The organism is Pseudomonas sp. C6002, from assembly GCF_013385805.1.
In the GTDB taxonomy this organism is placed as follows: Bacteria; Pseudomonadota; Gammaproteobacteria; order Pseudomonadales; family Pseudomonadaceae; genus Aquipseudomonas.
The window spans coordinates 239038-264532 of the sequence record NZ_JACAPH010000004.1 but is presented as its reverse complement, the minus strand read 5'-3'; the positions used below and the strand labels follow the sequence as shown (position 1 = coordinate 264532).

Sequence of the window (25495 nt, the reverse complement as noted above, 5' to 3'; positions counted from 1 at the left end):
CGATGAACGCCCAACTGCGTCGAGTCAATGCCGAAAGTTTTGCCCATTACCGCCCGGGTTTGATTGAGCTGTTGCTGGACGCCGTGAAGCACGGCGCATCGGTGGGCTTCATGGCCGACTTCGATGAAGCCCAGGCCGGCACTTATCTCAACGGCGTGCAGGCCAGCCTCACCGATGGCAGCCTGCTGCTGTGGGTGGTGGTGCGTGATGAACACGTCATCGCCAGCGTGCAATTGGCGCTGTGCATGAAAGCCAATGGCCTGAACCGCGCCGAAGTGCAGAAGTTGCTGGTGCACAGCGAGGCCCGGCGCCGTGGCCTTGGCCAGCAACTGATGAGCGCCCTGGAACTGAGCGCCCGCCAGTACAAACGCGGGCTGCTGTATCTGGACACCGAAGCCGGCTCCGGCGCCGAAGCCTTCTACCAGTCGCTGCGTTATACCAAGATCGGTGAATTGCCCAACTACTGCCAAAGCCCGGACGGGCGCTACACCCCGACCGCCATCTACTTCAAGACCCTGGGGCAACCTGCATGATTCCTGGCGAATTTCAGATCCAGCCTGGCGACATCGAACTCAACGTGGGCCGGCGCACCGCCACCCTGAGCGTGGCCAACAGCGGCGACCGGCCGATCCAGGTTGGTTCCCACTATCACTTTTTCGAGACCAACGACGCACTGACGTTCGACCGTGCCGCCAGCCGTGGCATGCGCCTGAACATCCCGGCCGGCACCGCCGTGCGCTTTGAGCCGGGGCAGAGTCGTGAAGTGGAACTGGTTGAGCTGAGTGGCAAGCGCCGGGTGTTTGGCTTTGCCGGCAGGATCATGGGCGACCTTTAGGGCCTCTTCGCGAGCAAGCCCGCTCCCACATTCGATCGCATTCCAAAGGATGTACACCGAACAAATGTGGGAGCGGGCTTGCTCGCGATAGCGACTTCACATTCAACACAAATTTCTCAGGGCAACCACATGAAAATCAGCCGCCAAGCCTACGCCGACATGTACGGCCCCACCGTTGGTGACAAGGTCCGCCTGGCCGACACCGAGCTGTTCGTCGAAGTCGAACAGGACTTCACCGTCTACGGCGAAGAAGTGAAGTTCGGCGGCGGCAAGGTGATCCGCGATGGCCAGGGCCAGAGCCAATTGCTCGCCCATGAGGTGGTCGACACCCTGATCACCAACGCGCTGATCATCGACCACTGGGGCATCGTCAAGGCTGACGTCGGCCTGAAAAACGGCCGCATCGCCGCCATCGGCAAGGCCGGCAACCCGGACATCCAGCCCGGCGTGACCATCTGTGTCGGCGCCAGCACCGAAGTGATTGCCGGTGAGGGCATGATCCTCACCGCCGGCGGCATCGATACCCACATCCACTTCATTTGCCCGCAGCAAATCGAAGAAGCACTGACCAGCGGCGTCACCACCATGATCGGCGGCGGCACCGGGCCGGCCACCGGCACCAACGCCACCACCTGCACCTCCGGCCCATGGCACCTGGCGCGCATGCTCCAGGCCTCCGACTCGTTCCCGATGAACATCGGCTTCACCGGCAAGGGCAACGCCAGCCTGCCGGAGCCGTTGATCGAACAAGTGAAGGCCGGTGCCATTGGCTTGAAGCTGCACGAGGACTGGGGCACCACGCCGGCGAGCATCGACAACTGCCTGAGCGTCGCCGACGAGTACGACGTGCAGGTGGCGATCCACAGCGACACCCTCAACGAATCCGGCTTTGTCGAAACCACCCTCGCCGCCTTCAAGGGCCGCACCATCCACACCTACCACACCGAAGGTGCCGGTGGCGGTCACGCGCCAGACATCATCAAGGCCTGTGGCTTCCCCAACGTGCTGCCCAGCTCCACCAACCCAACCCGGCCGTTCACCCGCAACACCATCGACGAACACCTGGACATGTTGATGGTGTGCCATCACCTGGACCCGAGCATTGCCGAAGACGTGGCCTTTGCCGAAAGCCGCATCCGCCGCGAAACGATTGCCGCCGAAGACATCCTTCATGACCTCGGCGCGTTCTCGATGATCAGCTCCGACAGCCAGGCCATGGGGCGGGTTGGCGAGGTGATCACACGCACCTGGCAGACCGCCGACAAGATGAAAAAACAGCGCGGGCGATTGCCTGGCGACGGCGAAGGCAATGACAACTTCCGCGCCAAACGCTACATCGCCAAGTACACCATCAACCCGGCGATTACCCACGGCATCAGCCACGAAGTGGGCTCGATTGAAGTGGGCAAGTGGGCCGACCTGGTGCTGTGGCGCCCGGCGTTTTTCGGGATCAAGCCGACGCTGATTCTCAAGGGCGGCGCGATTGCCTCAAGCCTCATGGGCGACGCCAACGCCTCGATCCCGACGCCGCAACCGGTGCACTACCGCCCGATGTTCGCCAGCTTCGGCAGCTCGCTGCACGCCACCAGCCTGACCTTTATCAGCCAGGCGGCGTTGGCGGCAGGCCTGCCGGAGCAGTTGGGGTTGAAGAAGCAGATCGCCGTGGTCAAGGGTTGCCGCGCGGTGCAGAAAACCGACTTGATCCACAACGATTACCTGCCGGATATCGAGGTTGACCCGCAGACCTACCAGGTCAAGGCCGATGGAGTATTGCTGTGGTGTGAGCCTGCGGATGTGTTGCCGATGGCGCAGCGGTACTTCTTGTTCTAAGCCCCAAATACGGCACTGATCGCCTGGTCGGTCAGTGTCGTGTTCAATGAGTTGAGTTCGCTGGTGATGCTGGCAAGCGAAGTGTCGTATTCAGCCCGACTCATGACGGTTCCCGGCAGGCTGTTACCGCGCGGCCGACCGAGGATATCGGCGGTCCTGGCGATGGTGTCGCTCAGGCCCTTCTTGGCCTCGGCAGACAAGCCGCCATCCCTGGCCCATTGCGCTTGCGCGTCCTCGTAGTCGAGCAACGCGTCAGATTTCCGGAAGATTCTCAAGTATTCCACCTTGTGGGCCCGCTCCAGAAATTCCTTCCACATCGGCTGCTCAATCAGGTTCTTGCGCAACTGCTCACCCTGGTCCAGCGCTGTCACCTGCTCGTACGCCGCCTCTACCATGGCCGGCGTCACATACTCTTCGCGGTACAGCATGGTTCTGGCCTGCCACGGCAAGTCCAGGCGAGAGGATAGCTGGGAGGTGTAAGCCAGGTAGATCTCGACCTCATCAATAGGCGGGATCTCATTGCCTGCGTTGTCGTAATGAGAGACCAACATGCCCTCCTGGTCATACTCCGTATACCTGGCGCCTTGACTGATCAATTGTGCCACGCGCGCATGAGCGATCCGCCCCAACTCCTCCAATCGCCACTTGCCCCTGGCCAACTTGAGCACGCTGCTTCTCACCGCATTCGCGTCTTCATTGGCATAGGCCGAGCGCAACAACACTTCAACCCCCATGGCATTGAACAACTGCGCCCCCGCATCCACGCAAGCCGTGGGGAACTGTGCCATGCGGAACAGCTCCTCTCGCAACTCGGCGTCTTCGCCCATGGCCTCCAGCATGCGCCATACTTTCGCAGTCAGCTCCGGCAGGTAGCGCTTGCCCTCGACTACGGCATCCCCTGATTTGGACAGGTAGCGAATTTCGTTGAAAAAAGCTTCAGAACCGAAGGCATCCTCCAGCCTTTGCCACAATTGCTGCTTGGATTCCCATTCCTCGTCGGTCAATCCCGTTTTCCAGAGTTTGCTATCGGCCCGGCCTTTGGGTGGAAGCTGACGATCCGGATCATTACCGGCTGCCTCGATATATAACCTGAAATCGCTCACGGCTTTAGTACTCAGTAGCTCTCGGGAGAGCGTCGTGCGCGCGATGATCCGGGCGTTATCAGAACCCGGCGCAAATACCGGTACACGGATAAGCGCGTTCTCACGCAAATCCAGAATGAAATGCCGTGGGCGCGGCAGGCGAAACACGCTGGCAGGCCACTCCTCCAAATCTGTTTCAGCCAGCCACAGCTGGCGCAAATCAGGCATGCGACTCACGTCCGGCGCCAGACCCAATGGATTGCTTTCAAGCGACAGCCCCTTGAGCTGTTTCAGTTTGCCCAAGACCATGACGCTCTCTTGACTCAGGACTATTTCATTGCCTCCCAGATACAACTCGGTCAGGTGCGGCATGGCGGCAATGGCCGGCGGCAGCCGCGTCAACCGGCAGGCTTGCACGGACAAGCTGCGCAGGCTGCGAAAGTTGGAAACAAACCCGTCGACGTCGTCACTGGTCAAGGCCATGCTGCGCAGGGTCAGCTTACTGACGTGATCAAAGTCGGCCGGCAATGGCGGCAGGGTGCGCAACTGCTGGCGCAATTCGACCCCATCCCACTTGATGGCCTGGCCGAGGTATCGACCATTGCCGTCGATATCCCGCACCCCGGTTCTGCGCCAGGCCGCCTCAATGGCCTTGACGATCCGGCCCCTGGCCCGATAAATCCGATCTGCCGCCTGGCCACTGGTCGACGCGCCTGCGCGAGCGCTAATCTGCCAGGTTCGCAACGTCTGAGTCAGGTTGCTGAATTCGCTTTCGAGTTCCTGTACCCAGGTGAGATCGAGTGGGTCGCCGAGAGGTCGCAACTCGGCAATTTCGTTGGCGGTGATGTCCGGGTACAAGTTGCGAATGCGTGCCTGCAGGCTCCGCTCAAACGCCCACCCGCCGCGCCCGCTCAAGGGGTACCCACGCCTGCCGCCCGACAACTGCGATAGCGGTTTGAAGAACGGTTGGGCGGGTTGCATCTGCAGCACCTTGCGCAAGGCACCGCGCGACAGGGCATGTTCCTGGATTTTGCCTCTTAACTCCGGCCCCTGCCCAATGCCTGGCAATCCCAGAGACTGGCGGTGGGTGTCTGGCAGGGCATGTTGCAAGGCGCCGTACAGATTGTCGACGACATGCAGGCTTTGCCCTCGTGCGTCAAACGCCTCGTAGCGTCCATCGCCCCTGTGCACCAATACCTTGCGGTGCGCGGACTCGGGTGGGCCATAGCCGGCACGCAGGCTTCCGGCCAGGGAGCCTTCGCGAACCTCAATGCGCAAGTCGTTTCGCCAGCCAGGAAGGCGCTCCAGCGTGTTGAGCGCCAGCGCTTCGGTGTCGACATTGGCCAACTCGTCCAGATAAAGCCCTTCGTACGCCCGGGCCAGACGCAGATGCCCAAGTTGCCGGCGCGCTTGCTGCGCCAGCTCCAGGGGAATCTTGCGATTGTTGACCAGGCTCGCCCGCTGCGAGGGGCTGGCACCTTCCAGCAGTTCCTCGACCATGACCGGTGGCAGGCTTTTGAAGTCGCGCGCGAACAGTTGCAGTTCGGCGCTGCCAGGCGATGACCGCCCGAGGTAAAGGCTGTCGAACACCCGCCGCAGGGACTGTTTGGCATAGATCCCCAGCCGTTCCTGCAACGCCTGGCTACGCAGCGCGGCCCCGTAGGGCATATGCTGGCCGAGCAGGTTTTTAAGCTGCTCCTCGGGCAAACTCTCGACGATCAACGCCGGCAGCTTGCCACCGAACAGGTCTATGCGGCTGATGCTGATCAGTTCCGTCCCGGGCGCATGAGGTTGGCCATACAGGGCAGCCGTCCTGCTGGTGCCCTGGCCGTCAAATACTTCGATGGTCCTGCCGGGCGGCCAGCCGGTCATTTCCACCATCAACGACGCGGCGTAGCTACCCAGGTCCATCGACATCGACCCCGCAAGGATCTGCCCACTCAAGCTTTCGGCACGCCCGTAAGCCCGCATGCGCACCGCCGTGTCGAGTGTGATTGCCGGCGTCGGCTCGCTTTCCACGTACAGCCGGCGCAGCACGCTTTCATCGGTGTCACTGATCTTGCGCACCTGCTCCAACTGCGTATCGCTCAGGCCTTCCATTACATGGCTCAGTCGCCGCATCAGCGGAGCACCTTGCCACGTCAGGGGCTCATCGGCCTCATGGGTCCAGGCGCCAGAACCGTTGTTGACGATCTGAGGCTCATACGCCTCGGGCCTGCTGGGGTGCTGGACCCGGTACACGCCCGGTTCGTCTTGCGCGGTCACGGCGTAGCGATTGCCGTCCACCGACACGACCTGGCGCCCATTGACGGTATGTAGTCCCGCCTGGTCGGGAACCGAGCCTGCCGGCAGTCGGATGTCCTGCGCATAGGGCGCAAGGTCCGGCTTCCACAAGCGGGCCTTGCCCGACGGCAGCCTGACGGCCTTGAGTCCTTCGATAAACGGCGACAGGCTGATATGCAACGCAGCGCCGCCCACCGCCAGTTGCGCGAGATTTTCCAGCACGTCAGCGATATGCGCCCAGCCGGCCTCGCGGTCACCCTGGCCGAGTTCAACCACGCCCTCCAGTACTTCGTACAGCAGTTGCCCGGCCGTGACCACCGCCATCAGTGCACCCAAGGGCGGAATGAACATCGACACCAGGTTCAAGGTGAACAGGCCGATGTTCATCAGATGCGCCATCCGCCGGTCGTGGCCAGCCGCGTCGGTGTGAGCGGTGGGTATCGCCATGCTCAACCCATCGTCGAGTGCGCGCTTGCGCATGTCGGCGTACAGCTCGTCCCAAGGGTCGACGTCGATCCACAGCCCCTTGATCGGGTGGGCGTTGAGGTTCAGGTTTGGCTGGTCCTGCGGCGTGCGGCTGATATGTCGCGGGGACTTTATGACGGCGTTGATCGCCTGGAGTTCGGTAAGGGATTTTCTTGCGTAGTACTGTCGCCACGCTGGATCAGGGCCCAGGGCCACGCGCCTTTGCGGTTCATCGACGCGTTTCTCGGTGAACCGCCCGTAGTAGTAAGCCAGGTATTTTTTCCCGATGAACCGTGAGAAAAACTGTTGGTGGGCCGTGACCTGAACCCCCCTGCTGTCCCAATAGTCCTCTGGCCTGTAAGCGGTCAGCTCACGGGTCGTTTCCTCTGCATAGTCGGCAAAGGTTTTGTAGCGCTTGATGGGGTGCTCGGGGTGGTCGGGGATGTAGACGATAAGCCAGGTGCCATACCCATGCTCCACGCTCGGGTCGATCATGAGGCAGCCGTGCATTTGCAGTTCCATGATACTGGGCCAGCGGTGCCAGACCTGCTTGCCTTCGTGCTTGATGCGTCGCTCGCCATTGGCGATGCGCAGCAGTAGCGCGTAGTCGTCGCTGCGAATATCACCTTTGAGCAACGCCACGTAGGCGGCGGCTCTGAAGGCGTCCTTTTGCCGGGTGATAAAGCGTTCACGCAGCAGGTTCCTGGACACGGTTTGCACGGGCAGCAGGTAGGTGGTGAGGTGTTCCTGGTACAGCCTGCCCAGGTCCAGGTCGCGGCATAACCGGGCGAAGGTCTCGATCGTCAGGGTCGTGGTATGGCGCTCGAAACGGCCATCCGCGCCGGGAGCGGTGATAAAGCCTGAAGCACTGTCGAAGAACCCGGCGCGGGTCTCGCGCGCTTCAAAATTGTTCAAGGCCGCTTGCAACAGGGACAAAGTCTTGGTCCGGTAGCCTGTCGCTAGACCTTCGACCGGTACATAGAGGCGCAGATGCACCTGGTTGACGTCCAGCTCAAACCCGGCGGCCTTCAACGCGGCTTCAAGCAATGGCCGGGCGAAGGCGTTGACCTCTTGCACCTTGCCGGTCGCTTGCTCCAGTGCAGTGTGAGACTTGATGCTCGCCTCCAACAGGTTTTGCAGCGCAGCCTTCTGTGCCGGGGTGGTGGCCGCATACCAGGCGGGGATCTCTGGCTTGGCCTGCGTGATGGCTGCACGCAGGGCAGGAGATGCGCTGACCAGGCTTTCGGGGATGGCGGCTTTGATCTGTGCATAGTGACGCCCTTCGCCGCCCGGCAGGAGCGAGGTGGAGGCTTGAGGTGCTGGCATAAACGAGTACCGATAGGGAAATTAAGGCAATGACCTTAATCAGTCGCCCCCGGCACTCGGCGGTAGCTATTTGAACGGATTGCCCCCCCTGGACGAACACTCAAAAAGCGCTGGCAGGCTTGATGCACACGGGGGGATTTCCATGGGGTAATTAAGTCGTCGATCCATAGGTAATCCGGGGCCGATGCGTTAACTATTGCGTGCTATCCAGCGGCTTTTCGACTTATTAATCCACAGCGGTTTTCAGTAGCCTTTTTCCTTTGCTTACCCAAAGGAATGCCCCCATGCAGGATGCCCCCTCCGTTACTCCCCTCTCATCTTCCGACGACAACAGTGCGTTCATTCGCCAGGCCATTCCGGACTGGCTGGTACAGGCGCCGGCCCACCGCATAGAAGCGTTGAAACAGGCCAGGCTCGAACAGGCGCAGTGGATGGACAGCTTGTCGCCGCTGCAGCGAAGAACCTTGAAGGGGTTCAATGAAACCAGTTTCAAATCCCAACACGCGGTGGATAAACACCTGGCCAACGTCCAGGCACTCAAGCCCTTCGCCATAGGCCTGCTCAACGGCGCGCTGAAAGAACAATTCAACCTCACCGTGGATGTCGAAGGCACCTCTCTTCGTTTGTATGAGCCGCTGAGGCTCGGCACCCTGGGGATCAAGGCCGGCGAATACAAAGTACTGGAGGTGTCGCTGGTGCAGGCTGCCCTGCATAACTTTGAAGCCAGTGAAGGTGAAGACGGCGCATTCGATCCTGCCTCCGGGTTCACCCAATACCCGGACCGGGAAGGCGCCTCTCCCAGGATCAGCCCGGCGCTGACCGTACCCGCCTTTATCAGGCTGTGCCGTACGCTGGACGTGGGTGCCCGCTACCAGGCGCACCTCAAGGAAACATTACTGCCCACCGACGAGACGGCCGCCACCCGGTTGCGCGACGCCGTGATCACCAGCCAGAAGGATGCCCTCAGGGCTGCGGCGTACCTGGCGCTGCTCAAGCAGGACATTCTCCCGGATGACTTCACCATGGTGCTCAAGGTGGTCGACGGCGAACGCAACCCGACGCTGGGCGGCAAGCCGGTGTGGTTCAGTTGCCTGAGCGTGATGGACCGCGCGCTCATGGGGAGCGTGGTGTTTACACCGGTGGAAAAATATCGCTATGCCACCGACTTCATCGTCTACCTGCCCCACGATCCGGAGCACCCGCTCAAGCGCTACAACAGCCTTGATGCGCTGAAAACCGAACTGAACCGCCAGTGGGTGGCGCGCGACAAAGCGCCAAGCGAATCCGGCAATAACAACCGCCCGACGCCCACGAGCTACCAGCATTTTTTCAGCCAGTTTCTCAATGAGCATGACAAGCCGGCGTTCTTCAACCGGTTTACCGAACCCGCTGCGGACTCCACCGCCGCCGTCGACGCAGTAGCGCGTTCGCCGGTGACCCAGACGATGCTGCAACTGGCCTTCCCGGTATTGACTACGACGGTCATGCCCCAGTCGCTTCCGCCCCCGAAAGCCGGCTGCAGGGTGGTGAAGACGGGCGCTCCCGACCTGTACCTGATGGTGGTCTCAAGACAGGGCCTGTGGGCTGACAACGTCGACCTGTGGGCCAACCTGTTTGAGCATGGCCGCGACAAGGCCCTCGGCGATGCGCGCGACCAGGCAGTGCCCACCGCCGATGTCGACGCCCGGGTGCGCGGGCAAAAAATCGCCCGTTGGCTGGAGGCCGGCGCTACCGTGCTCGGCCTGGGACTGGCGTTCGTCCCGGTGCTCGGCGAAATCATGCTGGCCGCCATGGCGGGCCAATTGCTCTACGAAACCTTCGAAGGCGTGATCGACTGGGGCGAAGGCGACCGTGATACGGCCAAGGCGCACTGGTTCGACGTCGCGCAAAACCTGGCCGCCATGGCGCTGCTGGCCGGCGCGGGGAAAGGCCTGCAAAAGCTCACTGCACCGCCTACACCCGCGTTGGTACAAGGGCTCAAGCCGGTTCGTTTGCCAGGTGGCGAGCTACGGCTATGGAAGCCGGACCTTACGCCTTATCGCAGCCCCGTCGTATTGCCCAAGGACGCCACGTTTGACGACCTGGGCTTGCACAGCCACGACCAGCAGCCGCTGCTGCCCCTCGACGATCAACTGTATGCCGTCAAACCCGAGCCCGACGGCGACACCTATCGCATACAACACCCCACACGCTCCGACGCTTATGCCCCGCAGGTGGCGCATAACGGCGCAGGTGCCTGGCTGCATGAAGGCGAAGAACCGCTGACCTGGGACGGCCCGGCGCTGATGCGCCGCCTGGGTTATCGCACACGGGGCTTGAGCGACGCACAACTGGAACAGGCACGCCTGGCCAGTGGCACTCGCGCCGATCAACTGCGCCAACTGCATGTGGACCTGCAACCGCCGCCCGCCCTGTTGAGTGACAGCCTGGCGCGCTTTGGCATCCATCAGCGGATCGAGACGTTTATCGAGAAGATGGGCAGTGACGACCCGCTGGATTATGCGCTGGCCGACCCGGCGATCACCGAGCGCGTGGTGGCGCACCGAGGCTTGACCTATCCGGCGGTCCTCGACCCGACTCCCCGGGTGCTGGACGAACAGACGATGCTGTGGCGCCGGGAAGTTGCCCAGGCCGCCCGGGACAGTCGGACCTCGCTGTTCGACGCGGATTACCGCGCCCATAACCTGACTCGCTCGCCCCCGGTACAGCAGCTCATGGACAGGTTTTCCGGCCTGCCGGCGGAGGTTGCCAGGCAGTTGCTGGAAACCGCCACGGACGCGGATTTAACTGCGCTGAGTGGCCATCAGCAGTTGTCACCAAGGCTCACCGCCCTGGCGCGCGAAAGCCAGCAGCAAGTGCGCATGGCACGGGCCTATGAAGGCTTGTTCCTCGACACCCTGCAGAGCCCGGACAGCCTGCGCTTGGCCCTGCATACCCTGCCCAGCTTGCCGGGTTGGGACCCGAGCCTGCGGGTGGAAATCCGCTTGGGCAGCGAACAGGGGCCACTGATCGACGCCGTCGGTCCAGAGGCCGACGCACCGCCGCTGATGCTGGCGATGGGTGAAGACGGGGCGTTCGGCGCCACCGACCTGTATGGCGCCGTTCTGGCACGTCTTGAACAGGGCCAGCGTCGAGCACTTGGCGAAGCCGCACGGGACGCCGGCACCTTGAAGCAACGGGTGCGGCAAACGCCATTGGCCCGGGACGAGCTGCGCTCGGTGCTGCTGGAATACCCGCTGCTGCGCAAACCCTTGGCAGGAGACCTGCGCCTGCGGGGCGGCTCCCCGCTGCACAAACTCACTCAATTGCGCAGCACCCATACGCGGGTGCGCAAGCTGTATCCTGGGTTCAGCGACGAGCAGGCCACAGCCTTCATCGAGACCCTCGGGAGCGATGCGCGCACTGAATTGACGCGCCGGGAAGACCAATACGCCGCCCTCAAACGCGCACTCAAGGACTGGGTGAATCGCAGTGCCCGAGAAGATACGAGCCGGCGTCCATTTGAGGTAAACCCGGGAGGCCGGGAGCAGTCAGTGGCCGATGCGTTGAGAGATTGCTGGCGCCGACAGACCGTGGATCGTGCCGGGGCCTACACCGGGCGCCGACTGGAAATCAGCGCCCAGGTGAACCTGCCCAAACTCAACGCCGATTTTGGCCATGTCGAGGAGTTGGTTCTCGACTACGTGAGCTTCACCGACGGCCCCAGGCAGTTCCTTGGCAACTTCCCCAATCTGAAACGTTTGACCCTCAAACAAGTCGGCGGTATCGGACGCCACACGCTGACCGAACTGCCCGAAGCAATCACGGCCATAAAGGCGCTGACGCACCTGGACCTGTCGAAAAATGCCATCCGCCTGAGCGAAATCAGCGCCGGCCAACTGGCCGGCCTGAGCCGCCTGGAAGAACTGTGCCTGAACGACAACCCCTTGGGTACCCTGCCGGATTTCAGCCCGCTGCTACGACTGCGCAAGCTGGAGCTGCGTGACACCCGGATCAATCAGTGGCCCACAGGCCTGCTGGAACTGCCGGAGCTGAGAGAAGTCGACCTGTCCGGCAATCACCTGAGCGCGGTGCCCGACAGCCTGCTCAACCCAGCCCCCGAAAACGTGGAAGCCAGCATCCGTCTCAACCGCATGACCCGCCTGCGTGACAACCCATTCACCCCACAAGCCAATCAGCAGATGCGGGCGTACATCGCTCGCCTGGCACAAACTCGCCCGGGCTGGCGCAACGGCGGCCAGCCTGGCGCCTTCGAAGTACCCTTGAGCCACACCGACGAAATGCGGCGGATAAGGGACCTGTTTCCCGGCTACAGCGAGGAGGAAAACGAGCAATTCGTATTGCACGCAGGCGACGGGGCGCCGGCTGAACTGACGCGCCTGGAAGGCGAGTGGCAAACCTTGAGCACCCAACTGAACGCCTGGGCCACACAACGGTTCCTGGTGGCTGCCGACAGCGAAAACCTGCGTGCAGGGGATGCCAACCATCGCCAGCAATTCGCTCGAGACCTCAAGGCGTGCTGGCGGCGCATGACTCCCAAAGTGCTGGCCCAAGATGGTTCTCCCGCCGGCTACACCCTTGAAGCACTCGGTTTGAGAGTCGGCGACTTGCCTGCGCTGGAAGCAGATTTCAGCCACGTTGGGTCAATCAAGCTTCAGGGCATGCAATCCGTTTACGGCCTGGATGAGTTTCTCGGCCACTTCAGTCACACCCGTTGGCTCGACCTGTCGTACGGAGAGTTGCGTTCAGTCCCGCCCAGCGTTGCCCGGATGACTCGGCTTACCCGCCTGGACCTCAGGAGCAACCAACTTTCCCTGAGCGAGGCCGACGTGGATCTGCTGGAGGGGCTCACCTCACTCAAGATCATCAATCTGAGCCGCAACCCCCTGGCGCGTCCCCCCAACTTCGCAACCCTGCCGAACCTGCGTAGGGTGAATTTGAAAAACACCGGGATCACCGAGTGGCCGCAGGGCTTGGGGCCACATCAGGCGTTGGACATCGTTAACCTGGCGCAGAACCGCATCACGCAGTTGCCCGAGTCCCTGGTCAACCCGCTGCCCGAGGAGGCCGAGGCATTCATCTACGTCAACAACGTCACCTTTATCGACGGCAACCCGCTGAGCACCGAAGCCCGCAGGCAGTTGGTCGAGTATTGGAGCAATGCAACCTTGCTCCACCGCGAGGCAGCAGCGGGCCGGCAGCCCGGCGCGATGCGTTATCGGGCGCCACAGCCCGCTACAGTCGAGGTTCACGCGCCTCAAGAACAGATCGTGGACGACACACCGGAGCCGGCATACCAGCACTGGATGGATGGTCTGTCACCCGAGGAAATCGACGTACGACGCAGCCTGTGGGAGTCGATTGCCGAGAAACCCGGTTCGCAGATCTTCCTCGACATCCTCGACAACCTCAAAGAATCGGCGGAGTACCGCAGCCGCTATACCGACCTGCAATCGCGCCTGTGGCAATTGCTCTATGCGGCCCGGGACGATGGCTTGCGTGAAGAGCTGTTCAACCTGGCGGGTGACCCGCGCTGCGGCGATCGGTCGGCCCTGGTGTTCAGTGACATGGAGACCAAGGTGCTGACGTGGCAAGCCACGCGCTATGCCGCCGATGGCGAGGCGGGACCGGCACTCTACACGTTGGCCAAAGGTCTTTTTCGCCTGGACGAGGTGGAAAAATTAGCCAGCGCAGACATTCGGGTTCGAGAAGGCATGATTCGCACGTCGACCATGACCCCTGAACAAAAAGTCGCCGCCCTGGAAAAACTGGAAGATATTGAAATTCGCCTGGCCTATCGCATGGGCCTGGCCCGCCGCCTCGGCCTGCCCGGTCAGCCCAACGATGCCCGCTACCTCGCAACGGGACAGGTAGCGCCGCAGATCCTGAATAATGCCGCCATCACAATAGAAAAACTGGACAACTCCAAGAAGCTCGTACAGTCGCTGCTGGGCCGCGAATTCTGGCAGGCCTTTATTCGCAACCATTATGACGATGAGTTCAGAGTCCTGAGGGAGCCCCATGACGTGCGCTTGAATGCGTTATCCGAGGAACACGATGCGGGCGCCCTCAGTGATGAGGCATACGCAACCCAGGCTGAAAATGTGCAACTGCAACTGGCCGTGGACGAGGGGCAGTTGGTTCGCTCGCTGACCCTGCGCGACTGGGTGCCGTGCAAGGCGCGCTGCAGCATCACCTGATGGATTCAGGGCGTTTGTACCAACCGCCCCAGCCGTTGCTTGAGCATCTGGTTCTCGGCTCGCAGTTGCTGGACTTCCTCCAGCAGGTCGAGCGCCAGGGCAACGCCTTCCCATTCCAGCTCCAGGTCCTTTTGCAGCGCCGAGGCGCGCTTGGCCAGGGCCAGTTCGTAATCGGTGAAGCGCCAGGACTCGGGACTGGTCCCCACCGGTTCAACGATGCCGTGCTCGACGATTTCGATCACGTAGGCCACCGACAGGTCGGTGGCCTCACAGAATTCTGCCATGTTCACTTGAACCAAACGGGGACTGCTCATCGTTAGCTACTCCATGATTCTCTTGGATCGAAGGCGGCTTTTTGTGCCAGTTCCTGCCACAACGCCTTGACCTCGTCGTCGGTGTTTTTCGGCATCACCGCCTTGAGTTGCACAAACAGGTAACCGCGCTGCCCGGCCTTGTTCAACAAGCCATGGCCCTTGGCGCGCATGCGCTGGCCGTTCTGGCTGCCGGCCGGCACCTTGAGGTTGATCTTGCCGGTGAGGGTCGGCACCGCCACTTCCGTGCCCAACGCCAGCTCCCACGGGGCCAGTGGCAGGGTGATGATCAGGTTCTCACCTTCCACATCGAATTTAGGGTGTGGCGCGAACTTGATGATCAAGTACAGATCACCATTGGCACCACCGCCAATCCCCGGCGCGCCCTGGCCCTTGAGGCGGATGCGCTCGCCGTCGGCCACACCGGCCGGGATCTTCACGTTCAGGCTCTTGGTGGTGTTGCTGACGTGCTGGCCGGCCGCGTTGTATTGCGGCACCTGGAAGTTGACCTGCTTGGACTCGTTGGACAGGGTCTCTTCGAGGAAGACCGGCAGTTCCATTTCCACATCTTGCCCTCGACGCCCGGCACTGCGGCCCTGGGCACCACCAAAACCATTGCCGCGCGAACCGAAGATCGAGCTGAAGAAGTCCGAGAAGTCGCCGGTGTCCTGGCCACCGCCACCGTAGCCGCCACGGCTCTGCCAGCCTGGCGGGCCCTGGAACGGCTGGCCATGCTGGCCGTATTTGCGCAGATCGTCGTATTCGGCGCGTTTGTCGGCGCTTTTCAGCGCTTCATAGGCTTCGGACGCGTCCTTGAACTTGGCTTCGGCGTCCTTTTCCTTGCTCACGTCCGGGTGATATTTGCGCGCCAGCTTGCGATAGGCGGCCTTGATCGCCTTGTCGTCAGCGGTGGGTTCTACACCGAGAATCTTGTAATAGTCTTTGAAGTCCATCGGGGGCATCACCATCCATTATCGATATCGCACTGCCAGCGTCACAGCATGCGCCTGTTTGCGGCGTCTGGATTGACCGATCTCAATCTTGTGACCGAAGGGTGCGTCAGAAGTTTATCGGCGCTGCGGGCAGAATCCTGCAGCCACCAACCGTATGGGGAGGATTTGGGGGCAAAGGCCGGGCTTTCAAGGTAACAAGTGCGTTGTATTTAGCGGATAGTCGGCCTACGCATCTGCACGCGGGTGGCATACACTGCGCGGCCGTTTTTCAACCGGAACCCGATTGACATGAAAAACCCATCCCCAGCCCGTGCCTGCGGTATCGACTTCGGCACGTCCAACTCCACCGTCGGCTGGATTCGTCCCGGCATGGAAACGCTTATCGCGCTGGAGGACGACAAGATCACGCTGCCGTCGGTGGTGTTCTTCAACTTCGAAGAGCGCCGCCCGGTGTACGGTCGCCTGGCCCTGCACGAGTACCTGGAAAACTACGAAGGCCGGCTGATGCGCTCGCTCAAGAGCCTGCTGGGTTCCAAGCTGATCAAGCACGACACCAGTGTATTGGGCACGGCCATGCCGTTCACCGACCTGCTGGCGCTGTTTATCGGCCAACTCAAGAGCCGTGCCGAAACCACCGCCGGGCGTGAGTTCGACGAAGTGGTGCTGGGCCGTCCGGTATTTTTCGTCGACGACGACCCGATGGCCGACCAGGAAGCCGAGAACACCCTGGTGGACGTGGCCCGCAAGATCGGCTTCAAGGACATCTCGTTCCAGTACGAACCGATTGCCGCGGCCTTCGACTACGAGTCCACCATCGAGAAAGAAGAGCTGGTGCTGATTGTCGACATCGGCGGGGGTACCTCCGACTTCTCCCTGGTGCGCCTGTCGCCCGAGCGCCGCCAGATCGACAACCGCCACGACGACATCCTCGCCACCGGCGGTGTGCACATCGGCGGTACCGACTTCGACAAGCAGCTCTCGCTGGCCGGCATGATGCCGCTGTTCGGCTACGGCAGCCGCATGAAGAGCGGCGCTTATATGCCCACCAGCCACCACATGAACCTGGCGACCTGGCACACCATCAACTCGGTGTACTCGCAGAAATCCAAGCTGGCGCTGGGCAGCATGCGCTACGACATCGAGGACACGGGTGGCATCGACCGCCTGTTCAACCTGATCGAGCAGCGCGCCGGGCACTGGTTGGCGATGGAAGTGGAAGAAACCAAGATCCAGCTGACCCGGCAGGACAGCCGCCATGTGCTGCTGGACCGGGTCGAGCCGGGGTTGAGCGTGGAGCTGAGCCGGGCGTTGTTCGAGTCGGCCATCGATGGCTTGCTGGAGCGGGTGCGCAATGCGGTGACGCAACTGCTCAACGACGCCTCGGTGGACGTGGCCCAGGTGGACACAGTGTTCTTTACCGGGGGTTCCAGCGGGATTCCGGCGCTGCGCCACAGCATCTCGGCGATGCTGCCGAATGCGCAGCATGTGGAAGGGAACATCTTTGGCAGTATTGGCAGTGGTCTGGCGATTGAGGCCAGCAAGCGCTACGGCTACTGAGTTTTAGCTGAAACCGTGGCGCGCCCTTCGCGAGCAAGCCCGCTCCCACATTCGGCTGCATTCCAAAGTTGGAACTCGGTCAAATGTGGGAGCGGGCTTGCTCGCGAAGGGGCCAGTCCAGGCAACATCAATGCCTACACCATCCCCGCCAGCTTCAACTCACTCTTCAAGTACGCATAATAAATCGGCCCCGCCACCACCCCCGGCAGGCCGAACGCGGCTTCGAACACCAGCATCGCCAGCAACAATTCCCACGACTTGGCACTGATCTGCCCGCCGACGATCCGCGCGTTGAGGAAGTACTCGACCTTGTGGATCACGATCAGGTAGCCCAACGCCGCCACCGCCACCCAGATCGACAGCGACAAGGCCACGATGGTGATCAGGGTGTTGGACATCAGGTTGCCGATCACCGGTAGCAGGCCCAGCAGGAACGTCAGCACGATCAACGTCTTGGTCAGCGGCAGGTGGATCCCGCACAACGGCAGCACCACCGCGAGGAAGATCGCGGTGAACGCGGTGTTCAGCGCGGCGATCTTGATCTGCGCGAAAACGATGTTGCGAAAGGCCTGGACCAGCAGGTGCAGGCGATCAAACAGCGCGGCCGCCAGGGGTTTGCGCTTGGTCAGGTCCGGCACCCGTTGCAGGGCGATGATCGCCCCCAGCACCATGCCGATCAACAAGGTCACGAACATGTGCGCGGCGTCTTTGCCCACCAGTTGCAGTTCGCTGAGGTGTTTGCTCAGCCATTCGCCGATGGCCACGCGGAACTCGGCGGCGCTGGCCGGCAGGTAGGCGTCGAGGAACGGCGGCAACTGGCCGCGGGCACGGTCGACCACGCCCATGAACTTATCGAGGGAGGCCCCGGGGTTTTCCGCTTCGTGCAGCAGGAAGCTGATGGCCCCGGCAAAGATCAGGGTCAGGATGCTGACGATCAAGGTCCCCAGCAACGCTACCGCCAACCAGCGCGCACGCCGGCCTTCGATCAACCGCTGCAACTGCGGGGTGAGCATGTTGACCAGCTCGTACACCAGCAGCCCGGCCAGCAGGCTCGGCAGCAACTTCAATGGCAAAACCAGCAGCAGCCCGCCAAAAATCAGCACGCAACTGACCAACAACAACACGTGACGCTGAGAAAACGTTGGCATACAGCCTCAAAACGAACGGCGTTAAAGGATGGGCAGTCTGCCAGCCTTGGGTGAATCAAGCGAGAAGTCTAAACACGGTCCAATGTGGGAGCTGGCTTGCCTGCGATGGCGGTGGGTCAGCCAAACATAGGCATCGACTGTCAGGTCGCAATCTTGGGCAAGCCAGCGCCCACAGAGTTCTGCATCATTATTTCTTCAGGCAGGTGCTCATAAAGGTTTTACGCGCATCGCCGGTCAGCGCCTGGGTTTTCGCGGTGGCGTTGCAATCTTTCATCTTCTGTTGCTGGGGGGTCAGGGTCTTGGCGTCGTTGGCCGCCGGGGCCGCCTTGAGGCAGTTGCTCATGAACGCCTTGCGATCATCACCGGTCTTGCCACTGGTCTTGGCTTCGGCGTTGCAAGTAGTCATTTTTTGTTGCTGAGCCGTCTGTGCGGCAGTCGCGGCAAAGCCTTGGGAACACAGCAGCAGGCCCATCATCAACAGCGGAATACGCAGCATCTTCATGGAGTTTTCTCCCTGTTACCGTGCCGAGGGGCACGGCCTCCCCAGCAGTGTAGTCAAACCCTGTTACACCTTCCTGCCGCGTATATGGGTCCGGCGATACTGCTCCGGCGTGCAGCCGGCCTGGCGCTGGAACATCGCGATAAACGCCGAGGCCGTGCTGTAGCCCAGGTCAAACGCAACTTCCTGGACACTGCGCGCGCTGTCCAGCGCCTCGATCGACGCCAGGAACCGCAGGCGTTGGCGCCATTCGCCGAAGCTCATCCCCAGCTCACGCACAAATTGCCGCGCCAGGGTGCGCTCACTGACATGCACCTGCTGCGCCCACTGGGCCAGCGCGCGGTTATCGCCAGGGTCGGCCTGCATGCCCTCCAGCACACTGAGCAACCCGGGATGGCTGGCATACGGCAGGAAACAATCGTGCACCGGCGCCTGCCTGAGCTGGTCTACCAGCACCTGGGCCAGGCGCACGTCGGCTTCGTTCTGGGGAATGTTGACATCACGCTCGGCGAAATCACTGAGGATCGCCTTGAGGATATCGCTGATGGTCAGGGTGCACGGCTGCGCCGGCAATTGCTCGCACAAGGCGGGCGCCAGATATACGGAGCGGTAGACGATCGCCTGGGCGTTGTAGGAACTGTGCTGGGTGTTGGGTGGGATCCACACCGCATATTGCGGCGGCGACATAAAGCGACTGCCGGCCACTTCAAAGCGCATCACGCCACGGGCCGAGTAGTCCAGGGAACCCCAGGCATGCTGGTGCGCACTGGCATGGGTGTCAGCCTCGAATTCCGAATAACGGAAATACACCGGGGCCGGCAACTGGTCAAAATCGGGAAGGTTGATGTACTTCTTGAGCATGTTGTCTGGATACAAAGGTCGGATGGCTGGATCGAAGTATAGGCTTCGATCCAGACAAAGGATAATCACCGCTCATAGACGCAATTGGTTCTTTTCGATGCAATACGCTTATCCGTTACTGGCCATTTTTATCTGGGCCGGCAATACCGTGGTCAACAAACTCGCGGTGGGGACGATTTTCCCTGCCGAGATCGGTTTTTACCGCTGGCTGCTGGCCGGCCTGCTGTTTACCCCGTTCATGCTCAAACCCGTCATCGCCAACTGGCCGCTGATTCGTCCCAACCTGGGCAAGGTCTTCATCCTCGGCGTGCTGGGCATGGCGGTGTACCAGAGCCTGGCGTATTACGCCGCGAACCTGACCTCGGCCACCAACATGGGCATTATCCTCTCGCTGATGCCACTGATGGCTCTTACCGCCGCAATCATCAGCCTTGGCCAGCGCCTGACGTTCGGCGCCCTGACCGGTGCCGTGCTGTCGTTTGCCGGCGTGGTAGTGGTGGTTTCCGCCGGTAGTCTCAGCGCCCTGCTGCAACACGGGCTGAATATGGGTGACGCGATGATGCTGGTGGCCACCCTCGCCTACGCGGTCTACAGCACCCTGCTGAAAAAATGGCAGCTGCGCTTGCCGCCACTGGTGTTGCTGTACCTGCAGGTGCTGGTGGCGGTGGTGGTGTTGTTTCCGCTGTTCCTGCTCTCCGACAAGGCCGGCCTTGGCTGGTCGAATATCCCGCTGGTGCTGTACGCCTGCCTGCTGGCCTCGATGCTCGCGCCGCTGGCCTGGATGCATTCGGTGAAGACCCTCGGCCCAAGCCGCACCACGCTGTTTTTCAACCTGCTGCCGCTGATCACCGCGTTGATTGCCGCAGTGGTGTTGAAGGAGCAACTGGCGCTGTATCACCTGGTGGGCGGCTTGCTGACCCTGGGCGGGGTGATTTTGTCGGAGCGCTGGACGACGCCGGTTCGCAGCAATGTCAGCGCGCAGGAAGCTACTTGAGCCCCACCACTCCGGCGACGATCAAGCCCACCGACACCAGCTTGATCAGCGTCAGGCTCTCCCCCAGCAACGCGAACCCGAGAAACACCGTGCCCAGTGAGCCAATGGCGGTCCAGATCGGGTAGGCCACGCTCACCGGCAACTCACGCATGGCCAGGGTCAGGAAGTAGATCCCGCCCACGGCCGCGACGACGGTGACCAGCGACGGCCACAGCCGGGTGAAACCATCGGCGTACTTCATGCCCATGGCGAAGGTCACCTCAAAGCCGGCGGCGATCAGCAGGAACAGCCACGACACTTCAGAAGCTCCCGGCCAGGTCGCGCAGTTGCCCCTCGACTGCATCGCAGGAACGGCGGAAAACGCTCGGATCGGACTCTTCGCCTTCTGCGGCGATCACCGTGACGTCTTCAATGCCGATGAACCCCAACGCGGTCCGCAGGTGCGGATCGGCGTGGTTCATCGCCTCGTTTTCCCCGCCCGGGCCAAAGCCGCTGCCGCCGCGACTGGTGATGATCAAGGCCTTTTTGCCCAACAATAACGGCTGGTACTGGGCGATACCCTGGCTGTCCTGGGTGATGTCCACGGTATGGCCCATGCGCACGATCTGGTCGATCCAGGCCTTGAGGCCGCTGGGAATCCCGAAGTTGTACATCGGTACGGAAATCACCAGCAGTTCGTGCTCGACGAGCTCGGCTACCAGCTCATTGCTCAGTTGCAAATCGGCGTGCATGGACAACGGCATCGCCTGCGGCTCCGGGTGGAAGCTGGCGGCAATGAACGCTTCGCTGACGTGGGGGATAGACGCCCGGCCCACTTCGCGGCGGGTCAGTTGCGCGTCGGGATTGGCGGTGTGCCAGGCGGCCAGGAACACCTCGGCAAGGCGCCGGGAGTGGGAACGTTCGCCGCGGGGGCTGGAATGGATCGCAAGCATTTTTTTCATCTGTAGGCCTTCACACGCTAGACTCAGGCAACCTGAATGGCTGCCTCTGTTGCGCATAAATCTAGAGCCGAGCGGCCACCCTCACAAATGAGCAATAGTTGTTTTGGATGAACTGAATTCATCCATGGAGCCACACATGTTTGCTTCGCTGCCCCTGACCGCCCTGCGCGCCTTTGAATCGGCCTCGCGCCTGTTGAGCTTCAAGGCCGCCGCCCAGGAGTTGTCGGTCACGCCGACGGCGGTGTCCCATCAGATTCGCTCCCTGGAAACCTGGCTCGGCGTACCGCTGTTCGAGCGCCTGCCGCGCCAGGTGCGCCTGACGGAACGCGGCGAACGCCTGTTCCACAGCCTGCACGGCGCCTTGCTGGACGTCGCGCAAAGCGTCGACACCCTGCGCCCGCAGCGCAGCGCCGGCAATCTCACGCTCTCCACTACGCCGGCGTTTGCCGCTCTGTGGCTGGTGCCGCGACTCGGGCGCTTCTATGCCGCCCATCCGGATATCAGCCTGCGCCTGGACACCAACTGCGCCGTGGTCGATTTACAGCAGGATGCCAGCGTCGACCTGGTGATCCGCTACAGCATCGACGACTACACGAACCTCTACGGTTTGTGCCTGTTCGACGAATGTTTCGCCGTGTATGGCTCCCCCGAACAAGTCGCCCTGGCGCGCGAGCGCACCCCGACCCTGATCAGCGTGCGCTGGCACAACTCCAGGCTGTACGCCCTGGGCTGGCAGGCCTGGTGCGAAAAGGCCGGGGAAGACTGGTTGCAATCCGCTTCGCCGCTGCGCGAATACGACGAAGAACACTACGCCCTGCAAGCGGCCATCGCCGGCCAGGGCCTGGTGCTGGCGAGCAATATCCTGGTCTCGGAAAGCGTCGCCAGCGGGTTGCTGGTGCCTTACCGGCCACAGGTCCGCGTCAACGGCGCCGGCTACAGCGCCCTGTGCGTACCGGGACGGGAACGGCACCCGCCGGTCCGGGCGTTTTTTGAGTGGTTGCAGGAGGAAGCGCGGCTGTCGGGGCATGCTCTGTAAAATCCGATAAAACTTTTTGCGTTGCCTGGGACTCACAACTTGGAGCGATCACGCCGGCAGAGCGTGGCGCAAAACCGGATTAGTACCAGGAGAATGAGATGACTGACTCACATTTGTCTGACGTAGCCACTTTACGTGACCGCGCCCGCAAGAACGTCGAAAACGGTGCCGTGACCGAAGGTTATGACGCCGACCGCCAGGAAATCCTGCGTCTGCTCAACGAATCGCTGGCCACCGAGCTGGTGTGCGTGCTGCGCTACAAGCGCCACTACTTCATGGCCAATGGCGTCAAGGCGCATGTCGCCGCCGAGGAGTTCCTCGAGCACGCCACCCAGGAAGCCGAACACGCCGACAAGTTGGCCGAGCGTATCGTGCAGTTGGGTGGCGAGCCGGAGTTCAACCCCGACCTGCTGTCGAAGAATTCCCACGCGCAGTACGTGGCCGGCAATACGCTGAAGGAGATGGTCTACGAAGACTTGGTGGCCGAGCGCATTGCGGTAGACAGCTATCGCGAAATCATCCAGTACATCGGTGACAAAGACCCGACCACTCGCCGGATCTTCGAAGACATCCTGGCCCAGGAAGAAGAACACGCCGACGACATGGCGGATATTCTGAAGGACCTGTAACTAACACAGCTAACACCGCAAAACCCATGTGGGAGCGGGCTTGCTCGCGAAGGCGGTGGGTCAGTCGGAACATTCTTGACTGATCCACCGCCTTCGCGAGCAAGCCCGCTCCCACATTTGGTTCACGGTTTTGTCAGCTAGCCTTTCACTGTTTTAGGTGCCTTGCCTTCCTTCATCTGTTGCAGCAGCGGCGCACACTGGTTCGGCTCATCGCCGCTCGGTGCCACCAGCGCCAGCAAACCCGCCGCCGGGCCGGCAATCACACCCAAGGCAACCATGCCCGCACCACGCAGCATCAGCGGCACCGCCTTCACGCCAGCATTCGGTTTGATAAACGGCCCGTTGACGTACAACGGCGAGCGCAGGGAGAACAGGCGGAAGCCTTTGGACTCCGGGGTAATGGTCAGGTCAAGCTGCTCGCTGGCCATGTTCGCGGTGCCATCGATGTAGATGATCGCGTTCTCGGTATCGAACACAAACAGGCGAGTCGTCGCCAGGCCCGACTTGATGCCGAAGTCTGCGGCCGCACAGTTGATCTTCACTTCCTTGTCGCCAAACAGGCGGCCGACCACGTAGTTGCCAACGTTGAGCCCGGCGATTTCCATCAGTCCGCGGCTGATGGCGCCGTCGTTGATCAACATCTTCAGATCGCCATTCGACGTGCCAAGCAATGCCGCGACGGAGTTGCCGCGCCCGGAAATGTCCGCGTCGCCGTTGAGCTCACCGAAGCTGGTTTTCATCGGCTCGAAGGTCGGGAACAGCTGCTTGAGCTTGAAGTTGCGCGCGGTGAGTCTGGCCTGGCCTTCCATCGGCGTGGTGCGCCCGTTGAGACGAATCTGCGCGTCGAGCTTGCCACCGGCCACGCCGAAACGCAGGGGCTCCAGGCTCAACTGCCCGTCGTTCAGCACCAGGTGAGTGTAGAGATCGGTGAACGGCAATTCGGCACTGTGGACGATGCGTTTGCCGGTGAATTCGACGTCGGCATCCATGTCGCGCCAGCGCTCGGTGCGGAACTCTTCCACCGGCAGCACCTTGGTCGCCGGCTGCTTGCTTTCGCCGCCACGGGCTTTTTGCTTGGCGTTGGAGTCGGCACCGATCAGCGGCGCCAGGTCGGTCATCAACAGCTGGTTGGAGACCAGCGCCCCGGTGAGCTTGGGCCGCGGCTGGCTGGCGACGTAGCCGAGGTTGCCGTGGATGTCGCTGTTGCCGATCCTGCCGTTGAAGTTTTCATACTGGAACGACGCGCCACTGGCCTCATGCAACTTGGCGATCAGGTGGCCGTCGGTGGAATAGGCCGGCGAATCCGGCAAGGTCACGCCGGTCAGGGGGTACAGGTTGCCCAGGCTGCTGCCGGAGAGCTTGAGGCGCAGGTCGAGGGCGCCGAGGTTCATCGGGTCGGTCAGGGTGCCGGCCAGCGCGATGCTGGTGTCGCCGATCCTGGCCTGGGCTTGCAGCGGGAACGGCTTGGCCGCGTCCTGCAAGGCCAGCAGGCCACCGATCTTGCCGGTGCCATCGAGCTTCTGGCCGTGGTACTGGCCCTTGACCTTGAGGCCGAACGCGTAATCCTGCGGCGCCGAGCCTTTTTCCAGGGCTTTCTTGGCGTCGGCATCGCCGACGATCTCGCCGAAGGGGATCGGCTTGCCGAGCAGGTCGATCACGACGTCGAGCTGGGTCTTGAGAGTCTGGTCGTCGAGGGTCACATGGCCTTTGTCGAAGCCGATGGCGCCGATGTCCACCACCCAGTTGGACGGTTCGGCATTCGGGTCCTTGGGGTCGAACTTGAAGGTCCAGTTGGCGCGGCCATCGGCCAGGCGCTGCAACTGCGCACTCGGTTCGGTGAGGTCGATACGCGGGATCACCACGCGCTGGGCCAGCAACGCCAGGGGCGAGATACGCAACTCCACGCGCTTGAGGGTGACCATCTGCGGGGCTTTCGACCAGTCGGGATTGCCCAGGGTCAGGTCTTCGGCAATCACATGGGGCCACGGAATCCAGGCGCGCCAGCCGCCTTCATCGGGCTCGCGCTGCCACACCACGGCCAGGTTGCCATTGATGGCAAACGGTCGATGCAGTTCTTCGGAGACCTTGGCGTTGAGGGGCGGCTTGATCCGGTTCCAGTCAAAGAACACCAGGACCAACACCACAATGGCGATTAACAAAACGAAGCTGGCGCAGCTCCAGGCGAGAATTTTACGAGTGCGCGTCATTGCACAGGACTCCAGGTTACGACTGAGCGGGCGCTTTGCGGCGCGCGTTTTGACTACAGCTTATATGGCTACGACTGACAAACGGCGCGGGGGTTTAACCCCATTGATGGAATTACTCATAAAAACCGCCTTTCCTGACCAACCAGACAGTTTCAATCATCAACGACGCACCGTTGTTACCCACGTTCGTGTCGAAAATACCCACCTCGGTGCAAAAGCGCGGGCTTGAGACCTGCGAGATAGAGCCTTCGCAGGGAACAATCAATTCTGTTGATTATTACCATTGTGTTTATGAACTTTTATATCGACTTATCAAGAGTAGCATTAGCCCTGTACCC

General features: G+C 61.7%; 17 protein-coding genes. 8 read left to right on the top strand and 9 right to left on the bottom strand.

The window, feature by feature from the left end; genetic code table 11:
- Window positions 1-2: 2 nt before the first annotated feature.
- The 3 genes from HX817_RS02330 (at window position 3) to ureC (ending at window position 2665) form a co-directional block, all read left to right on the top strand.
- The gene (locus HX817_RS02330) at window positions 3-533 is read left to right on the top strand and encodes an N-acetyltransferase (RefSeq protein WP_177039717.1); all 531 of its coding nucleotides are present in this window, start codon (window positions 3-5) and stop codon (window positions 531-533) included.
- Window positions 530-835, top strand: a complete 306-nt coding sequence (locus HX817_RS02325) for an urease subunit beta (protein WP_177039716.1) — start codon at window positions 530-532, stop codon at window positions 833-835. Before HX817_RS02330 ends, HX817_RS02325 begins: the two co-directional genes overlap by 4 nt.
- Window positions 836-964: 129 nt before the next feature.
- Entirely contained in the window at window positions 965-2665 is a 1701-nt protein-coding gene (ureC, locus tag HX817_RS02320) for an urease subunit alpha (RefSeq protein ID WP_003217391.1), read from the top strand.
- Here ureC and HX817_RS02315 read toward each other — a convergent pair.
- Complete coding sequence (locus HX817_RS02315) at window positions 2662-7821, bottom strand: dermonecrotic toxin domain-containing protein (RefSeq protein WP_177039715.1); 5160 nt, start codon at window positions 7819-7821, stop codon at window positions 2662-2664. The genes ureC and HX817_RS02315 overlap by 4 nt on opposite strands.
- A gap of 284 nt (window positions 7822-8105) precedes the next feature.
- On the opposite strand from HX817_RS02315, the gene HX817_RS02310 reads away from it, so the two are divergent.
- Entirely contained in the window at window positions 8106-14021 is a 5916-nt protein-coding gene (locus HX817_RS02310; protein ID WP_177039714.1) for an NEL-type E3 ubiquitin ligase domain-containing protein, read from the top strand.
- A gap of 5 nt (window positions 14022-14026) precedes the next feature.
- Here the strand turns inward: HX817_RS02310 and HX817_RS02305 are convergent, their stop codons facing one another.
- Together HX817_RS02305 and HX817_RS02300 are read right to left on the bottom strand one after the other, a co-directional pair.
- Complete coding sequence (locus HX817_RS02305) at window positions 14027-14335, bottom strand: chaperone modulator CbpM (RefSeq protein WP_003217397.1); 309 nt, start codon at window positions 14333-14335, stop codon at window positions 14027-14029.
- Window positions 14336-14337: 2 nt separating this feature from the next.
- On the bottom strand, window positions 14338-15285 hold the full coding sequence (locus tag HX817_RS02300; RefSeq protein ID WP_008439071.1) for a DnaJ C-terminal domain-containing protein: 948 nt from the start codon (window positions 15283-15285) through the stop codon (window positions 14338-14340).
- Window positions 15286-15573: 288 nt separating this feature from the next.
- Here HX817_RS02300 and HX817_RS02295 point away from each other — a divergent pair, with 288 nt between their 5' ends.
- Window positions 15574-16842: an Hsp70 family protein gene (locus HX817_RS02295; protein ID WP_003217400.1), complete on the top strand. Its 1269-nt coding sequence runs from the start codon at window positions 15574-15576 to the stop codon at window positions 16840-16842.
- A gap of 134 nt (window positions 16843-16976) precedes the next feature.
- Here the strand turns inward: HX817_RS02295 and HX817_RS02290 are convergent, their stop codons facing one another.
- The 3 genes from HX817_RS02290 to HX817_RS02280 form a co-directional block, all read right to left on the bottom strand.
- Window positions 16977-17990, bottom strand: a complete 1014-nt coding sequence (locus tag HX817_RS02290; RefSeq protein WP_003217402.1) for an AI-2E family transporter — start codon at window positions 17988-17990, stop codon at window positions 16977-16979.
- A gap of 187 nt (window positions 17991-18177) precedes the next feature.
- Window positions 18178-18492 carry a PsiF family protein gene (locus HX817_RS02285; RefSeq protein ID WP_003217404.1) on the bottom strand — a complete coding sequence of 105 codons (315 nt, stop codon included), beginning with the start codon at window positions 18490-18492 and terminating at the stop codon, window positions 18178-18180.
- Between the two features lie 63 nt (window positions 18493-18555).
- Complete coding sequence (locus HX817_RS02280) at window positions 18556-19350, bottom strand: helix-turn-helix transcriptional regulator (RefSeq protein ID WP_177022487.1); 795 nt, start codon at window positions 19348-19350, stop codon at window positions 18556-18558.
- Window positions 19351-19447: 97 nt separating this feature from the next.
- Between HX817_RS02280 and HX817_RS02275 the strand changes: the two genes are divergently transcribed.
- The gene (locus tag HX817_RS02275; RefSeq protein ID WP_177028640.1) at window positions 19448-20344 is read left to right on the top strand and encodes a DMT family transporter; all 897 of its coding nucleotides are present in this window, start codon (window positions 19448-19450) and stop codon (window positions 20342-20344) included.
- Here HX817_RS02275 and HX817_RS02270 read toward each other — a convergent pair.
- Together HX817_RS02270 and HX817_RS02265 are read right to left on the bottom strand one after the other, a co-directional pair.
- On the bottom strand, window positions 20337-20642 hold the full coding sequence (locus tag HX817_RS02270) for a multidrug efflux SMR transporter (RefSeq protein WP_003217412.1): 306 nt from the start codon (window positions 20640-20642) through the stop codon (window positions 20337-20339). The genes HX817_RS02275 and HX817_RS02270 overlap by 8 nt on opposite strands.
- Before the next feature lies 1 nt (window position 20643).
- The gene (locus HX817_RS02265; protein WP_087693121.1) at window positions 20644-21285 is read right to left on the bottom strand and encodes an FMN-dependent NADH-azoreductase; all 642 of its coding nucleotides are present in this window, start codon (window positions 21283-21285) and stop codon (window positions 20644-20646) included.
- A gap of 124 nt (window positions 21286-21409) precedes the next feature.
- Between HX817_RS02265 and HX817_RS02260 the strand changes: the two genes are divergently transcribed.
- Together HX817_RS02260 and HX817_RS02255 are read left to right on the top strand one after the other, a co-directional pair.
- Window positions 21410-22321 (top strand): LysR substrate-binding domain-containing protein, encoded by a 912-nt coding sequence (locus HX817_RS02260; RefSeq protein WP_085984661.1) that lies wholly within the window; start codon window positions 21410-21412, stop codon window positions 22319-22321.
- Between the two features lie 98 nt (window positions 22322-22419).
- Window positions 22420-22950 carry a bacterioferritin gene (locus HX817_RS02255; protein ID WP_003217418.1) on the top strand — a complete coding sequence of 177 codons (531 nt, stop codon included), beginning with the start codon at window positions 22420-22422 and terminating at the stop codon, window positions 22948-22950.
- A gap of 137 nt (window positions 22951-23087) precedes the next feature.
- Here the strand turns inward: HX817_RS02255 and HX817_RS02250 are convergent, their stop codons facing one another.
- Window positions 23088-25157 (bottom strand): AsmA family protein, encoded by a 2070-nt coding sequence (locus tag HX817_RS02250; RefSeq protein WP_177039713.1) that lies wholly within the window; start codon window positions 25155-25157, stop codon window positions 23088-23090.
- Between the last annotated feature and the right edge of the window lie 338 nt (window positions 25158-25495).

Excerpts from the sequence above, each read along its gene's own strand:
- HX817_RS02315 (WP_177039715.1), bottom strand. The coding sequence starts at position 7,821 with ATGCCAGCACCTCAAGCCTCCACCTCGCTCCTGCCGGGCGGCGAAGGG.
- HX817_RS02290 (WP_003217402.1), bottom strand. The coding sequence starts at position 17,990 with ATGCCAACGTTTTCTCAGCGTCACGTGTTGTTGTTGGTCAGTTGCGTG.
- HX817_RS02285 (WP_003217404.1), bottom strand. The coding sequence starts at position 18,492 with ATGAAGATGCTGCGTATTCCGCTGTTGATGATGGGCCTGCTGCTGTGT.
- HX817_RS02280 (WP_177022487.1), bottom strand. The coding sequence starts at position 19,350 with ATGCTCAAGAAGTACATCAACCTTCCCGATTTTGACCAGTTGCCGGCC.
- HX817_RS02250 (WP_177039713.1), bottom strand. The coding sequence starts at position 25,157 with ATGACGCGCACTCGTAAAATTCTCGCCTGGAGCTGCGCCAGCTTCGTT.
- HX817_RS02305 (WP_003217397.1), bottom strand. The coding sequence starts at position 14,335 with ATGAGCAGTCCCCGTTTGGTTCAAGTGAACATGGCAGAATTCTGTGAG.
- HX817_RS02330 (WP_177039717.1), top strand. The coding sequence starts at position 3 with ATGAACGCCCAACTGCGTCGAGTCAATGCCGAAAGTTTTGCCCATTAC.
- HX817_RS02275 (WP_177028640.1), top strand. The coding sequence starts at position 19,448 with ATGCAATACGCTTATCCGTTACTGGCCATTTTTATCTGGGCCGGCAAT.
- HX817_RS02300 (WP_008439071.1), bottom strand. The coding sequence starts at position 15,285 with ATGGACTTCAAAGACTATTACAAGATTCTCGGTGTAGAACCCACCGCT.
- HX817_RS02255 (WP_003217418.1), top strand. The coding sequence starts at position 22,420 with ATGACTGACTCACATTTGTCTGACGTAGCCACTTTACGTGACCGCGCC.
- ureC (WP_003217391.1), top strand. The coding sequence starts at position 965 with ATGAAAATCAGCCGCCAAGCCTACGCCGACATGTACGGCCCCACCGTT.
- HX817_RS02265 (WP_087693121.1), bottom strand. The coding sequence starts at position 21,285 with ATGAAAAAAATGCTTGCGATCCATTCCAGCCCCCGCGGCGAACGTTCC.
- HX817_RS02325 (WP_177039716.1), top strand. The coding sequence starts at position 530 with ATGATTCCTGGCGAATTTCAGATCCAGCCTGGCGACATCGAACTCAAC.
- HX817_RS02295 (WP_003217400.1), top strand. The coding sequence starts at position 15,574 with ATGAAAAACCCATCCCCAGCCCGTGCCTGCGGTATCGACTTCGGCACG.
- HX817_RS02310 (WP_177039714.1), top strand. The coding sequence starts at position 8,106 with ATGCAGGATGCCCCCTCCGTTACTCCCCTCTCATCTTCCGACGACAAC.
- HX817_RS02260 (WP_085984661.1), top strand. The coding sequence starts at position 21,410 with ATGGAGCCACACATGTTTGCTTCGCTGCCCCTGACCGCCCTGCGCGCC.